This is a genomic window from Phytohabitans aurantiacus (genome assembly GCF_027923225.1).
In the GTDB taxonomy this organism is placed as follows: domain Bacteria; phylum Actinomycetota; class Actinomycetes; order Mycobacteriales; family Micromonosporaceae; genus Phytohabitans; species Phytohabitans aurantiacus.
Window position 1 is genome coordinate 14,825 of the sequence record NZ_BSDI01000079.1, and the last position, 13,595, is coordinate 28,419.

Consider the following 13,595-nt stretch of genomic DNA (forward strand, 5'->3'; position numbering starts at 1 on the left):
CACTCTTGCGTTCATTCTGTTCATCACGGGGACCCGGATCGGAAACAGGTACATGACACGTCGTTGGAGCATCGCGGGGCAACTGTTCGCCCTCCAGGTGCTGGTCGTGACGCTGCTGGTGGCCGGCGGCACGATCGCTGCCGTGCTGCTCGCGCGCTCCGACGCACGGGACGCCGCCACCGAGGAGGTCGTCTCGGTCGCCGAGACGGTGGCTCACTCTCCGAACGTCGCCGCCGCCCTCCGCACCCGCAACCCGACGGCGCTGCTCCAGCCGTACGCGGAGTCGACCCGCCTGGCGACCGGTACCGACTTCGTCGTCGTGATGGCGCCCGACCGCACCCGCTACACCCACCCCGAGCCGGATCGGATCGGCGAGAAGTTCGTCGGCACGGTCGAGCCGGCCCTGGCCGGCCGCACGGTCACCGAGACGTACGTCGGCACGCTGGGCGAGTCGGTGCGCGCGGTCGTGCCGATCCGCGACACCGACAACGAGATCGTCGGCCTGGTCTCGGTGGGGATCACCACCAAGGAGATCAACCGCAAGCTGCTGCGCCAGGCGCCGGCGGTCGCGATCGCCACGGCCGCCGCGCTGGCCCTCGCCGCCGCCGGGGCGTGGCTGCTCAGCCGGCGGCTGCGCCGCCAGACCCACGGCCTCGGACCCGCGGAGATGACCAGGATGTACGAGTACTACGACGCGGTCCTGCATTCGGTACGCGAAGGACTCGTGGTCGTCGACCGTGATCGGCGGGTGGCGCTGGTCAACGACGAGGGCCGCCGCCTGCTCGGGCTGCCCGGCGACGGCGTGACCGACCGCCCGGTCGGCGAGCTCGACCTACCGCCCGCGGTCGCCGAGCTGCTCGGCTCCGGCCGCCCCGCCGACGACGAACCGGTGCTGGCCGGCGACCGGGTGCTGGTGGCGAACCAGCAGGTCACCCGCTTCGACGGCCGTCCCCTCGGCACCGTGCTCACCCTGCGCGACCATACCGAGCTGCGGTCGCTGACCGGCGAGTTGGACTCGGTACGCGGGCTGACCGAGGCGCTCCGCTCCCAGGCGCACGAGGCCGCGAACCGCCTGCACACCGTGCTCACCCTCGTCGAGCTGGGCCGCACCGACGAGGCCGTCCGGCTGGCCACCGAGGAGCTGGCGCTCGCCCAGGAGCTGACCGACCAGGTCGTGGGCGCGGTCACCGAGCCGGCCCTGGCCGCGCTGCTGCTCGGCAAGTCCGCGCAGGCCAGCGAGCGCGGCGTCGACCTGATCGTGGACCGCGAGTCGCGCCTGGACCCCGGGCCGCTGCCGGTACGCGACCTGCTCACCGTCGTCGGCAACCTGGTCGACAACGCCCTGGAGGCGGTCGCGGGCACCGACCCGCCGCGCCGGGTCACCGTGTACGCGCGGTCGGCCGTCGACGAGGTGGTCGTGCGGGTCACCGACACCGGTCCCGGACTCGACCCCGACCAGGTGGCCGACGCGTTCCGCCGCGGCTGGTCCACCAAGCGCGCCGGCCGCGGGCTCGGGCTCGCGCTGGTCGGGCAGGTGGTCGAGCGGTACGGCGGCAGCTACACGGTCACCGCCGCACCCGAGGGCGGCGCGGTCTTCACCGTCCGATTGCCGGTGCGCTCATGAGTATCCGGGTACTCGTCGTGGAGGACGAGCCGCTGATCGCCGAGGCGCACAAGGCGTACGTGGAAAGGCTGCCCGGCTTCACAGTGGCGGGCGTCGTGCACACCGCACAGGACGCGATGGCCGCTCTGCGCGGTGCGCCGGTCGACCTGGTACTGCTCGACCTGAACCTGCCCGACCGGCACGGCCTCGACGTGTGCCGGGCGTTGCGCGCGGCTGGCAGCGGCACCGACGTACTGGCCGTGACCTCGGCGCGCGACCTGGCGATGGTGCGGGCGGCGGTGGCGCTGGGCGTGACCCACTATCTGCTGAAGCCGTTCACGTTCGCGGCGTTCCGCGACAAGCTCGAGCGCTACGCCCAGTACCGCGAACAGGTGCTCGCCGCGGGCGAGGTGGCCGCCCAGCACGAGGTCGACCGGGTCTTCGCGACCCTGCGCGGCACCGCACCCGGCGGGCTGCCCAAGGGTGTGGACGAGGCGTCCCTCGACCGCGTCCTGGCCGTACTGCGCGACTCCCCCGGCCTGTCAGCGACCGAGGTGGCCGCCCGCACAGGCACATCGCGCGTGACCGCCCGCCGGTACCTGGAGCACCTCGTGGAGCTCGGCCGGGTGGTGCGAGAGCCCCGGTACGGCGGCCCGGGCCGCCCCGAGCTCGAATACCGCCCCCGATGATCAAAGCGTCATTCAAGTCGTCAGGGCGACTTGAATGACGCTTTGATCACGGAGCAGTGGGCTACGCCGCGGCCTCCACCAGGTCGCGCGACGGGTCGGGCGGCACCGGGAGGTGGCGTTCGGGCTGGCCCTCCACGTGCAGCTCCGGCAGGACGCGCCCTAGCCAGCGCGGCATCCACCACGTGGCCCGGCCGAGCAGGTGCATGACCGACGGCACCAGCAGCATCCGCACCACGGTCGCGTCGACCAGGATCGCGGCCGCCATACCGACGCCGATCACCTTGAGCACGACGTCGGGGCTGGGCACGAACGCCGCGAAGACCGCGATCATGATGGCTGCCGCCGCCGTGACCACGCTTCCGGTACCGGCCAGGCCCTCGGTGATCGCGCGGCCGTTGTCACGGGTGCGGTTCCACGCCTCACGCATGCGGCTGACCAGGAACACCTCGTAGTCCATGGACAGTCCGAAGAGGACGGCGAACATCAGTACCGGAACGAACGCGGGCAGCGGCGTCTCGGTGTCGATGCCGATCAGCTGCCCAGCCCAGCCGCCCTGGAGCACGTACGCGACGACGCCGTAGGCGGCCGCCACCGAGAACAGGTTCATCACAGCGGCCTTGATCGCCACCGCGATGCTGCGGAACGAGGCGAGCAGCAGCACCATCGACAGCAGCACCACGCCGCCGATGAGCAGCGGCAGCCGCCCGGCGATGTTCTCCGTGCTGTCGATCGACGTGGCCGTCACGCCGCCCACCCGCACGGCCGTACCCGAGTCGCGGGTCGCCGCCGGGATCGTCTCGTCGCGCAGGCGATGTACCAGATCCTCGGTCTTCTCATCCTGCGGCCCGGTGGCCGGCACGACCGTGAGCACCGCGGTGTCGCCCGCGGGGTTGAGCTGGGGTGGCGTCACCGCGGCGACACCGGGCGTCGCCGCGACGGCCGCGCGCAGGCCGTCGAGCGCGGTCGCGTCGCCCGGCCGCGCCAGGTCAGCGACCAGCACGAGCGGCCCATTGGCGCCCGGACCGAAGCCGTCAGCTTGCATGTCGTACGCCTGCCGCGTGGACGTCTCCTCGCGGTTGTTGCCCGCGTCCGGGAACCCGAACCGCACGCCGAGGAACGGCGACGCGAGCACGAGCAGGATCGCCGTGCCGGCCAGCGCGGTGAGCACCCGGTGGCGGTGCACGAGACGGCTCCAGGCGAGCCAGCCGCGGCTCGGCTCGATGTGGCCACCGACGGCGATCTCGGTGCGGGTGCGCCTGCGAAGTGGGAGGCGCAGCCGGTCGACGTGCCGGCCCAGGTACCCCAGCAACGCGGGGAACAGGGTGACGCTGGCCGCCATGACGACGAGTACGCCGATGATCGTTACCACCGCGGCGCCACGCATGAACGACAGGCCCATCGCGAACAGGCCGAGCATGCTGACGACGACCGTGCTGCCGGCGACCATGACCGCGCGGCCGGCGGTGTCGAGCGTCGCGACGGTGGCCGCCTCCGCGTCGAGCCCGGTGGCGCGCCACTCCCGGAACCGGGTGACCATGAGCAGCACGTAGTCGATGCCGATACCGATGCCCATCATGGTCGCGAGCGAGGTGGACCAGTCGGGCGCGTCGACGAATCGCAGTACCAGGCCGGTGAGCGCGCTGCTCACCGCGAGGCCGGCGACGGCGGTGAGGATCGGCAGGCCGGCGGCGACCACCGAGCCGAACATCAGCAGCAGGATCACCGCCGCCGCGAGCAGGCCGAGACCCTCGGAGCCGATGTCGCCCCGCTCGGCGAGCTGGACCGCCTGCCCGCCGAGGGCGACGTCGAGTCCGGCCCGGTCGGCGTCGGCGATCTCCAGCAGGCGCTCGCTGTCGGCGACCGGCATGTCGTTGGGGTTGGTCACGTCGAGGCGCAGGTGCGCGACGAGCGTGCGGCCGTCCGGCGAGACGCCGCCCGGCGCGGCGAACGGATCGTCGACGCTCGCCACGTGCGGCACGGTGGCCAGCTCGTCGAGCAGCGCCCGCACGTCACCACGCGCGGCTTCCACACCGCCGTCGGCGCGGACCACGACGTCGACGATCTCGCCCGACTGGGCGGGGAACTTCTCCTGGAGCAGCTCCTGGGCGGCCTTGGAGTCCGATCCGGGTGCGGAGTAGTCGGCGGCGAAGTCGCCCCCGAACGCCGCCGAGAGGCCGAAGGCGAGCATGAGGGCGGCCAGCCACAGCAGTACGGTGCGGCCGCGGTTGCGGTACGCGAGCCGGGCGAGCCGGCCCAGCGGTCCTGCATCGTTCATCGTCGTTCCCCACGTGAAGAAGCATCAGAAGCGTTACGTCTCATAACGAACACGATGGCCCGTCACTTGTCAAGGGCCTTCACGTCTGTAACGATGCTTAACGGAGTGCTTACATTTGGAGGAACCATGAGCCCGACCACGCGGCCGGCTCCCCGCCGCGAACGGGCGCGAGCAGCCACGATCGGCGAGATCAAGCAGACCGCCCTCGGCCTCATGCGCGAAGGCGGGCCGGCGGCGGTGCGGTTCGCCGACATCGCCCGTGTGATGGACATGACACCGCCCGCGCTGTACCGGTACTTCGCCGATCGCGACGAACTGATCAGCGCCCTCATCACAGACGCGTACGAGGCGCTCGGCTCTGCGGTCGCGCACGCGCGGGCCCAGGTGCCAGACGGTGACATCGCGGGCGGATTCGTCGCCGCCGCACAGGCGTACCGGCAGTGGGCCCACAGCGAGCCGCAGCAGTTCGCGCTGATCCTCGGCCTGCCGCTGCCCGACTACGCCGCACCGGCCGACGGCAGCACCAGCGAGGCGGCGGGGCGCGCGATGGCCCAACTGTCGTCGCTTTTCGTCGAGGCCCTCCACGCCGGACGACTCGACCCGCCGCGCATCCGCGACGTCCACCCCGCGGTGGAGCAGTGCGCGCGCACCAAGGAGGCGCACACCAAGGTCAGCGTGGGGCCACAGCACTTCCAGGCCATGCTGCACGCGTGGGCGTCACTGCACGGGTTCACGTCGCTGGAAGCCAACGGCCACTTCGACTGGATGACCCCCGAAGCCCGCGACGCCCTCTTCCTCGGCCAGCTCCGCCTAGCCGCCGAAGCAGCCGGCCTCCCCACCCCTCCAGCCCCATAGGGCACCGCGTCCGCGCGCGTCCGCCCCAGGCCAGGCCTCGCACGGCGTGTCGCCACGCCCAGCGCGCCGATCAAGGGCGAATGCACGCGGAAATGAGATCCAACCGCGTGCATTTGCCCTTGATCGGCGGCGAAGTGGGCTGGGAGGTGGGGACGAGACGGGGCCCAAGGGACGGGCTAGCCGACGGCGGCCATTACCTCGTCGGAGATGTCGAAGTTGGCGAAGACGTTCTGGACGTCGTCGCAGTCTTCGAGCACGTCGATCAGCTTGAAGATCTTGCGGGCGCCTTCTTCGTCGAGGGGCACGCTCACCGAGGGCACGAAGCCGGACTCGGCCGACTCGTACTCGATACCCGCGTCTTGCAGAGCGGTGCGCACCACGACCAGTTCGGACGGGTCGGTGATGACCTCGAAGGACTCGCCCAGGTCGTTGACCTCTTCGGCACCGGCGTCGAGCACCGCCAGCAGCACGTCATCCTCGGAGAGCCCGTCGGCCCTCGGCACGAGGATGGTGCCCTTGCGCGAGAACATGTACGCCACCGAGCCGGCGTCGGCCAGCGAGCCGCCGTTGCGGGTGAGGGCGGTGCGCACCTCGGTCGCGGCGCGGTTGCGGTTGTCGGTGAGGCACTCGATGAGGATGGCGACGCCGTTCGGCCCGTACCCCTCGTACATGACGGTCTGGTAGTCGGCGCCACCGGCTTCGAGGCCGGAGCCGCGCTTGACGGCGCGGTCGATGTTGTCGTTGGGCACCGAGCTCTTCTTGGCCTTCTGGATGGCGTCGAAGAGGGTCGGGTTGCCGGCGGGGTCGCCGCCGCCGGTGCGGGCGGCCACCTCGACGTTTTTGATCAGACGGGCGAAGAGCTTGCCGCGCTTGGCGTCGATGACCGCCTTCTTGTGCTTGGTCGTCGCCCACTTGGAGTGGCCAGACATCCACGCCCCCTTAACCGTCGACTGCCGCGCGCGCCATCTCCACGAAGTATCGGTGGACGCGGAGGTCGCCGGTCAACTCCGGGTGGAAAGCGGTGGCGAGCAGATTGCCCTGCCGAACCGCGACAATCCTACCGGCGGCCGCACCGTCCGTGACGCGGCCCAGCGCCTCGACGTCCGGACCGACGCTTTCGACCCAGGGAGCGCGGATGAAAACGGCGTGGAACGGCTCGTCGAAGGGCGTCAGGACGACCGCGCCCTCGAAGGAGTCGACCTGCCGCCCGAAGGCGTTCCGCCGTACGGTCACGTCGATGCCGCCGAAGGACTGCTGGTCGGGGCGGCCGTCGAGTACCCGGTCGGCGAGCATGATCATCCCGGCGCACGAGCCGTACACGGGCATGCCGCCGGCGATTCGCTTGCGGATCGGGTCGAGCATGCCGAACTCGATGGCGAGCTTGCTCATCGTCGTCGACTCGCCGCCGGGGATGACCAGCGCGTCGACCGCGTCGAGCTCGGCCGGCCGGCGGACAGCACTGACAGCAGCACCGAACGACGCCAGGGCACGCGCGTGCTCGCGCACGTCGCCCTGAAGCGCCAGAACGCCTACCTTCACCAGCCGCGCTCCGCCAGGCGGTGCGGCACCGGGATGTCGTCGACGTTGATGCCGACCATGGCCTCGCCGAGGCCGCGGGACACCTTGGCGAGTACGTCGGGGTCGTCGTAGAACGTGGTGGCCTTGACGATCGCGGCCGCCCGCTGCTCCGGGTTGCCGGACTTGAAGATGCCCGAGCCCACGAACACGCCCTCGGCGCCGAGCTGCATCATCATCGCCGCGTCGGCCGGGGTGGCGATGCCGCCCGCGGTGAAGAGCACGACGGGCAGCTTGCCGGCCTTCGCCACCTCGCGGACCAGCTCGTACGGGGCCTGAAGCTCCTTGGCCGCCACGTACAGCTCGTCGTCGGGCAGGGACGTCAGGCGCTTGATCTGCGCCCGGATCTGCCGCATGTGAGTGGTCGCGTTCGAAACGTCACCGGTGCCCGCTTCGCCCTTCGAGCGGATCATGGCCGCGCCCTCGGTGATCCGGCGCAGCGCCTCGCCCAGGTTGGTCGCCCCGCACACGAACGGCACGGTGAACGCCCACTTGTCGATGTGGTTGGCGTAGTCGGCCGGTGTCAGCACCTCGGACTCGTCGACGTAGTCGACGCCCAGCGCCTGCAGCACCTGGGCCTCCACGAAGTGGCCGATCCGCGCCTTGGCCATGACCGGGATGGAGACCGCGCTGATGATCCCGTCGATCATGTCGGGGTCGCTCATCCGGGACACGCCGCCCTGGGCGCGGATGTCGGCCGGTACCCGCTCCAGGGCCATCACCGCGACCGCGCCGGCGTCTTCGGCGATCTTCGCCTGCTCCGGTGTGACCACGTCCATGATCACGCCGCCCTTGAGCATCTCGGCCATGCCGCGCTTGACGCGGGCGGTGCCGGTGAGGGATGTACCCGTGACGGTTTCAGCGGACTGTGAAATCTCGGCCATGATTCGGATGCTAGCCCCGTGACGAGGGGCTGCCGACAGCCAATCGCACCCTAGGTGGCCTGCTCGGCGGCCAGGGGCGGTGCGGCGCGAGCAGGTGCGGGCACCGCCAACAGGATCGGATCATCGATGTCGAAGTAACCCGGTTCCGGGTACCTCCTGGACATGCGCAACAGGCGCACCAGCCGGCGGCGCCGCGCGGACAGCGCGTCACGTACCAGATCGGTGTGCACTTGGCGGGCGACGGCCAGGCGCCGGTTCGCGGCGAGCACCTCGTCGTCCGGCTCGGTCGCGCGCAGCTGGCGCGTGAGGTCGTTCTCGGCGGCCTCGCGCTCCTCCGGACCCGCGTCGAGCGCGATCCGCGCGGCGGCGTAAAGCTCGACGGCGCCGCGCGCCTCCGCCACGACGGCGGCCGCCGCGGCGCGCCTCAGCAGGTGCGCGTCAAGGGCCCGCGCCGCAGCCGCCGCGCGCATGTGCAGCCTCTCGACCCGGCTTGCCGTCCAGATGAGGTACGCGGACAGCAGCACCGCCACGGCGATGGCGCCCGCAACCCACCACATGCTCGGCATAGTAGAGGTCCTTATCCGGGGTCAGCGTCGATGACCCTGCCGTCCGTGGCCTCGATCGCGGTCGCGTACACCTCCAGCACGTGCCCGGCGACCACCGCCCAGTCGAACGCGGTGACCACCTCGCGTGCGTGCTCTGCCAGGGCGGCCCGCTGCGCGGGAGTGTCCAGGAGCTGGCCGACGCACCGCTCCAGGGCCTCCGCATCGCCGACCGGCACCAGCGCACCGGCCCGGCCACCGTCGAGCACCCGGCGGAACGCGTCGAGGTCGCTGGCCACGATCGGCGTACCCGCCGCCATCGCCTCGGTCAGGATCATGCCGAACGACTCGCCGCCGGTGTTCGGCGCCACGTACACGTCGACGCTGCGCAGCATGCGTGCCTTGTCCGCCTCGGTGACCTTGCCCAGGTAGACGACCCGGCTGTGCAGGTCGGCCGGCACGTCTTCGAGCAGTTCCTCCCGCTCGCCCGGCCCGGCGACCAGCAGCCGCAGCCCCGGCCGCTCCCGGGCCAGCGACACGTACGCGCTGCGCAGGTACTCGAAGCCCTTGCGCGGCTCGGTGAACCGGCCGAGGAACCCGATCGCCCCACCCTCCCCCGGCCAACCCGGCAACGGCTCAGCCTGCGCGTACTTGGCCACCGCGACCCCGTTCGGGATCTCCACCGCGCCGCCGGCCATGTGCTCGACCTGCACCTTGCGGGCCAGGGCGCTGACCGCGATGCGGGCGGTGATGCGTTCCAGTACGAGTTGGAGGAGGCCCTGAGCCGCTGCCATGGCGCGAGACCGGGTCATCGCGGTGTGGAACGTCGCCACCACCGGGCCGCGCGCGGACAGTACCGCCAGCATCGACAGGCTCAGCACGAACGGCTCGTGCACGTGCAGCACGTCGAAGTCGCCCCGGTTGAGCCAGCGCCGCACCCGCGCCGTCGACACCGGCCCGAAGCTGATCCGGGCCACCGAGCCGTTGTACGGGAACGGGACCGACCGGCCGGCCGGCACCACGTACGGGGGCAGGGGCGCGTCGTCGTCGGCCGGCGCCAGCACGCTGACCTCGTGACCGAGGGCGATCAGGGCCTCGGCGAGGTCGATGACGTGGTTCTGCACGCCACCGGGGACGTCCAGCGAGTACGGGCACACGATGCCGACGCGCACGGGCCCCTCCTCCTCAGGCCGCTCGGCCTGGCGCGGTCGCCGGTGTGTCGAGCCAGACCCGCTGGAGCATGTGCCAATCTTCCGGGTGCTCGGCGATGCCCGCCGCCAGGCTGTCGGCTATCTGTTGGGTGAACGCCTTCACGCGCTGGTCGAGCGGTCCCTCTGTCGGCGGTGCCAGTGGACCCCGGAGCACCCCGCGCGGCCCTTCCGGCTCGTACCACATGTCCACCGTGTAGAGGGGCGCGTCGTGCTTGAGGGCCAGCAGCGCTGGGCCGGCCGGCATCCGGGTACGCCCACCGAAGAAGGTCACCTCGACGCCTCGGACCGACAGGTCGCGGTCGGCGAGCAGCGGCACGACGTAGCCCTGGCCGGGACGCCCTTGGCTGAGGCGCTCGCCGAGCACGTCGATCGGGGCGCGGTCGCCGCCGGTGGCGGGCACGATCTCCATGCCCAGCCCACGCCGGAACGCCAGGAACCGCTCGTACACGCCTTCGGGCTTGAGCCGCTCGGCCACCGTGATGATCGGCCAGCCCTGCGCGGCGACCCAGGCACCGGCCGCGTCCCAGTTGCCGCCGTGCGGCAGCGCGACGACCGAGCCCCGGCCAGCGGCCACGTTTTCGGCGAGCATGTGATCACCGCCCAGGGCGAACCCGCGCCGGTGCTGCTCGCGGGTGCGGGACGGCAACCGGAACGCCTCCATCCAGTACCGGGCGTAGGAGCGCACCGCGCGGCGTACCAGCGCGTCGAACTCCTCCTCGGGCATGTCCGGCCCGACTACCTGGCGCAGGTTGCGCGCCAGGCGGGTCGTGCCCGGACCGCCCCGGCGTGCGGCGAGGTCGGCACCGGCGCGAAACGCGGCCGCGGCGACCGGCTCCGGAAGCGCGCGCACCAGCCGCCACCCGGCGGCGTACCCGACCTCGGTCAGGTTCATGCGACCGGTACTTGGGCTTGTTTGTAGACGTGTGCCACGCGCTGGCCGATCGTGACCACCGACAGCACCGCCAGGATCCAGAGCGCCGCCGGCAGCGCCCACTCCAGCCCGATGCCGGCGAGCAGGCCGCCGACACCGACGCTGAGCAGCCGCTCCGGCCGTTCGGCGATGCCCACGTTGCAGGTCATGCCGAGCCCTTCGGCGCGCGCCTTCACGTAGGAGACGACCTGACCGGACGCCAGGCAGAGCAGCGCGGCGACCATGCCCCAGCGATCGTCCTGGGTGGCCAGCCAGTACGCGACCGAGCCGAAGATGCCCGCGTCGGCGACCCGGTCCATCGACGAGTCGAGGAAGGCGCCGAACTTCGTCGAGCCGCCCTTCATGCGGGCCATCGTGCCGTCGAGAAAGTCGGTGAGCGCGAACACGACGACGATCGCGAGTGCGATGATCAGGTGGCCGCGGGCTCCAAAGCCCACGGCGCCGACGAGTACGCCGACGGTGCCGGCGACGGTGACGGCGTTCGGAGAGATGCCCAACCGGAGGAGGGCGCGGGCAATAGGCTCGACGACGCTGCTGAGCGCGGTGCGAGCGGACACGCGGAAGATCTTCGCCATGGCGGCTCTCACGATAGCGGTCGGCTCATCACTTCCCGCGTCAGGCTTGTGTACTGGGTGTCGCGGGTGTGGGATCGAAAGGTGAACGTGAGGTAGCTCACGTACCGTCCCAGGGAGGTTAGCCGGATGGCGCAGAAGAGTCAGGAGAAGGGAGTCACCGGCCCCGCGCCGGTGGTGGAAACCCCCGGCAGGGTACGCAACGTGGTGCTGGTCGGGCACTCGGGTGCTGGCAAGACCACCCTGGTCGAGGCGCTGCTCGCCGCGACCGGCACGGTCTCCCGAGCGGGCTCGGTGACCGAAGGCACCACGGTCAGCGACCACGACCCCGCCGCGGTCAAGCAACAGCGCTCGGTGAGCCTGGCCTGCGCTCCCGTCGTCCACAACGACATCAAGGTCAACCTGCTCGACAGTCCCGGATACGCCGACTTCGTCGGTGAACTGCGCGCCGGCCTCCGCGCCGCGGACGCCGCGCTGTTCGTGGTCTCCGCCGTCGACGGCATGGACGCGGCCACGGCCGCGCTCTGGGAGGAGTGCGCCGCCGTCGGCATGCCGCGCGCCGTCGCGGTCACGCGCCTGGACCACCAGCGCGCCGACTTCGACGAGACGGTCGCGCTGTGCCAGCGGGTGTTCGGAGACAATGTGCTTCCGCTGTACCTGCCGATGCTCGGCGACGACGGCGAGTCCACGGTCGGCCTGATGGGGCTGATCACCAGGCGGGTCTTCGACTACACGAACGGGTACCCGCCCGACGTGCGCGAACCGGACCCCGAGCACCTGCCCGCGATCGACGAGGCCCGCAACGAGCTCATCGAGGGCATCATCGCGGAGAGCGAAGACGAGACCCTCATGGACCGCTACCTGGGCGGCGAGGAGATCGAGACCCAGATTCTCATCGACGACCTGGAGAAGGCGGTCGCCCGCGGCCACTTCTACCCCGTCGTACCTGTCTGCGCGGAGACCCAGGTCGGCCTCGACGCCCTGCTGGAGTTGCTCACCGCGGCGTTCCCCACCCCGCTCGAACACGACCTGCCCGCCGTCACCGGCGTCGACGGCTCCCCCCAGCCGCCGCTCACCTGCGACGCCGACGGCCCGCTCGTCGCCGAGGTCGTCAAGACCACCATCGACCGCCACGTCGGCCGGGTTTCACTCGTCCGGGTGTTCTCCGGCACGCTGCGCCCGGAAGCAGTCGTGCACGTGTCCGGGCACGGCATGGAAGAGCGCGGCCACCCCGACCACGACAACGACGAGCGCATCGCGCACATCTACTCGCCGCTGGGAGCCAGCCTGCGCGAGGTGCCGTACTGCGTCGCCGGCGACATCTGCGCGATCACCAAGTCGGGCAGCGCGGAGACCGGCGACACGATCTCCGCCAAGGACAACCCGCTGCTCGTCGAGCCCTGGGTGATGCCCGAGCCGCTGCTGCCGGTCGCGATCGTCGCCAAAACCCGCGCCGACGAAGACGCGCTGGCCAAAAACCTGGGCCGCCTCGTCGCGGGCGACCCGACCATGCGGCTGGAGCGCAACCCCGAGACCCACCAGCTCGTCCTGTGGTGCATGGGCGAGGCGCACGCCGACGTGGTGCTCGACCGGCTCCGCGCGGGCGGTGTCGAATTGGAGACCGAGCCGGTGCGGGTGGCGCTGCGCGAGACGTTCGCCGCACAATCGGCCGGGCACGGGCGGCACGTGAAGCAGTCCGGCGGCCACGGCCAGTACGCCGTCTGCGACATCCGGGTCGAGCCGCTGCCCCGCGGCGCCGGCTTCGAGTTCGTCGACAAAATCGTCGGTGGCGTGGTGCCGCACAACTACATCCCGTCGGTGGAGAAGGGCGTGCGCGCCCAGATGGAACGCGGGCTCGTCGCCGGGTACCCGCTGGTCGACCTGCGGGTGACGCTCTACGACGGCAAGGCGCACAGCGTCGACTCGTCCGACGCCGCGTTCCAGACGGCGGGGGCGCTAGCGTTGCGCGAGGCGGCCGAAAAGGGCCAGATCCAGCTCCTCGAACCGGTCGACGAGATCACCATCCGGGTACCAGACTCGTTCGTCGGTTCCGTGATGAGCGACCTGTCCGGGCGCCGCGGCCGCGTACTCGGCACCGAGCCCGACCCGGCGGGCGGCGAGCGCACCCTCGTCCGCGCCGAGGTCCCGGCGACGGAGCTGGTGCGGTACGCGGTCGAGCTGAGGTCGATGACGAGCGGCGCCGGCACGTTCAGCCGCACCTTCGCAAGACACGACCCGATGCCCTCCCACCTGGCCGAAGCCATCCGCAAAGAACACGCCTCCTAACAGCTCCGCGGCTCGCGCGCGGCGTTGGGGCCGCGCGCGCCGCTCGCGGGCCCTCTCCGCGCCTGCCCGCACGCCGCGCGCGGCGCGCTCTCCCCGTCGATCAAGGGCGAATGCACGGCTCTCCTGTCTGATGTGTGGGTCAGGTGGGAGAGTTGCGGCCGGGTAGTGGGGT

General features: G+C 71.5%; 12 protein-coding genes. 4 read left to right on the forward strand and 8 right to left on the reverse strand.

The genetic code is table 11. The features are described 5' to 3' along the window. Positions 1–52: 52 nt before the first annotated feature. Together QMG73_RS42425 and QMG73_RS42430 are read left to right on the forward strand one after the other, a co-directional pair. Positions 53–1,624 (forward strand): sensor histidine kinase, encoded by a 1,572-nt coding sequence (locus QMG73_RS42425; protein WP_281905281.1) that lies wholly within the window; start codon positions 53–55, stop codon positions 1,622–1,624. Then, on the forward strand, positions 1,621–2,292 hold the full coding sequence (locus QMG73_RS42430; RefSeq protein ID WP_281905282.1) for a response regulator: 672 nt from the start codon (positions 1,621–1,623) through the stop codon (positions 2,290–2,292). Before QMG73_RS42425 ends, QMG73_RS42430 begins: the two co-directional genes overlap by 4 nt. Positions 2,293–2,353: 61 nt before the next feature. On the opposite strand, the gene QMG73_RS42435 is transcribed toward QMG73_RS42430, so the two are convergent. Beyond that, on the reverse strand, positions 2,354–4,567 hold the full coding sequence (locus QMG73_RS42435) for an MMPL family transporter (protein WP_281905284.1): 2,214 nt from the start codon (positions 4,565–4,567) through the stop codon (positions 2,354–2,356). Positions 4,568–4,693: 126 nt separating this feature from the next. On the opposite strand from QMG73_RS42435, the gene QMG73_RS42440 reads away from it, so the two are divergent. Then, positions 4,694–5,422, forward strand: coding sequence for a TetR/AcrR family transcriptional regulator (locus tag QMG73_RS42440; RefSeq protein ID WP_281905285.1), 729 nt, complete (start codon positions 4,694–4,696; stop codon positions 5,420–5,422). 176 nt (positions 5,423–5,598) lie between these two features. Here the strand turns inward: QMG73_RS42440 and QMG73_RS42445 are convergent, their stop codons facing one another. From QMG73_RS42445 to pgsA, 7 genes are read right to left on the reverse strand one after another with little or no spacing between them, the layout of a single operon-like run. Continuing rightward, positions 5,599–6,351, reverse strand: coding sequence for a YebC/PmpR family DNA-binding transcriptional regulator (locus tag QMG73_RS42445; RefSeq protein ID WP_281905286.1), 753 nt, complete (start codon positions 6,349–6,351; stop codon positions 5,599–5,601). A 10-nt stretch (positions 6,352–6,361) separates the two neighbouring features. Then, the gene (pdxT, locus tag QMG73_RS42450) at positions 6,362–6,961 is read right to left on the reverse strand and encodes a pyridoxal 5'-phosphate synthase glutaminase subunit PdxT (RefSeq protein WP_281905288.1); all 600 of its coding nucleotides are present in this window, start codon (positions 6,959–6,961) and stop codon (positions 6,362–6,364) included. Beyond that, positions 6,958–7,881, reverse strand: a complete 924-nt coding sequence (pdxS, locus tag QMG73_RS42455; protein WP_281905289.1) for a pyridoxal 5'-phosphate synthase lyase subunit PdxS — start codon at positions 7,879–7,881, stop codon at positions 6,958–6,960. The genes pdxT and pdxS overlap by 4 nt, the downstream gene beginning before the upstream one ends. A gap of 50 nt (positions 7,882–7,931) precedes the next feature. Beyond that, positions 7,932–8,447, reverse strand: coding sequence for a hypothetical protein (locus QMG73_RS42460; protein ID WP_281905290.1), 516 nt, complete (start codon positions 8,445–8,447; stop codon positions 7,932–7,934). 11 nt (positions 8,448–8,458) lie between these two features. After that, positions 8,459–9,595: a glycosyltransferase family 4 protein gene (locus QMG73_RS42465; RefSeq protein WP_281905293.1), complete on the reverse strand. Its 1,137-nt coding sequence runs from the start codon at positions 9,593–9,595 to the stop codon at positions 8,459–8,461. A gap of 13 nt (positions 9,596–9,608) precedes the next feature. Further along, positions 9,609–10,526: a phosphatidylinositol mannoside acyltransferase gene (locus QMG73_RS42470; RefSeq protein ID WP_281905295.1), complete on the reverse strand. Its 918-nt coding sequence runs from the start codon at positions 10,524–10,526 to the stop codon at positions 9,609–9,611. After that, positions 10,523–11,140 (reverse strand): phosphatidylinositol phosphate synthase, encoded by a 618-nt coding sequence (gene pgsA / locus QMG73_RS42475; RefSeq protein ID WP_281905297.1) that lies wholly within the window; start codon positions 11,138–11,140, stop codon positions 10,523–10,525. The genes QMG73_RS42470 and pgsA overlap by 4 nt, the downstream gene beginning before the upstream one ends. A 126-nt stretch (positions 11,141–11,266) precedes the next feature. On the opposite strand from pgsA, the gene QMG73_RS42480 reads away from it, so the two are divergent. Next, positions 11,267–13,423 (forward strand): elongation factor G-like protein EF-G2, encoded by a 2,157-nt coding sequence (locus QMG73_RS42480; RefSeq protein ID WP_281905298.1) that lies wholly within the window; start codon positions 11,267–11,269, stop codon positions 13,421–13,423. Positions 13,424–13,595 lie beyond the last annotated feature (172 nt).

Bases quoted from the DNA above. Each gene is read 5' to 3' on its own strand.
- QMG73_RS42470 (WP_281905295.1), bottom strand. From the start codon at position 10,526: ATGAACCTGACCGAGGTCGGGTACGCCGCCGGGTGGCGGCTGGTGCGC.
- QMG73_RS42435 (WP_281905284.1), bottom strand. From the start codon at position 4,567: ATGAACGATGCAGGACCGCTGGGCCGGCTCGCCCGGCTCGCGTACCGC.
- QMG73_RS42430 (WP_281905282.1), top strand. From the start codon at position 1,621: ATGAGTATCCGGGTACTCGTCGTGGAGGACGAGCCGCTGATCGCCGAG.
- QMG73_RS42425 (WP_281905281.1), top strand. From the start codon at position 53: ATGACACGTCGTTGGAGCATCGCGGGGCAACTGTTCGCCCTCCAGGTG.
- QMG73_RS42480 (WP_281905298.1), top strand. From the start codon at position 11,267: ATGGCGCAGAAGAGTCAGGAGAAGGGAGTCACCGGCCCCGCGCCGGTG.
- QMG73_RS42460 (WP_281905290.1), bottom strand. From the start codon at position 8,447: ATGCCGAGCATGTGGTGGGTTGCGGGCGCCATCGCCGTGGCGGTGCTG.
- pdxS (WP_281905289.1), bottom strand. From the start codon at position 7,881: ATGGCCGAGATTTCACAGTCCGCTGAAACCGTCACGGGTACATCCCTC.
- QMG73_RS42440 (WP_281905285.1), top strand. From the start codon at position 4,694: ATGAGCCCGACCACGCGGCCGGCTCCCCGCCGCGAACGGGCGCGAGCA.
- QMG73_RS42445 (WP_281905286.1), bottom strand. From the start codon at position 6,351: ATGTCTGGCCACTCCAAGTGGGCGACGACCAAGCACAAGAAGGCGGTC.
- pgsA (WP_281905297.1), bottom strand. From the start codon at position 11,140: ATGGCGAAGATCTTCCGCGTGTCCGCTCGCACCGCGCTCAGCAGCGTC.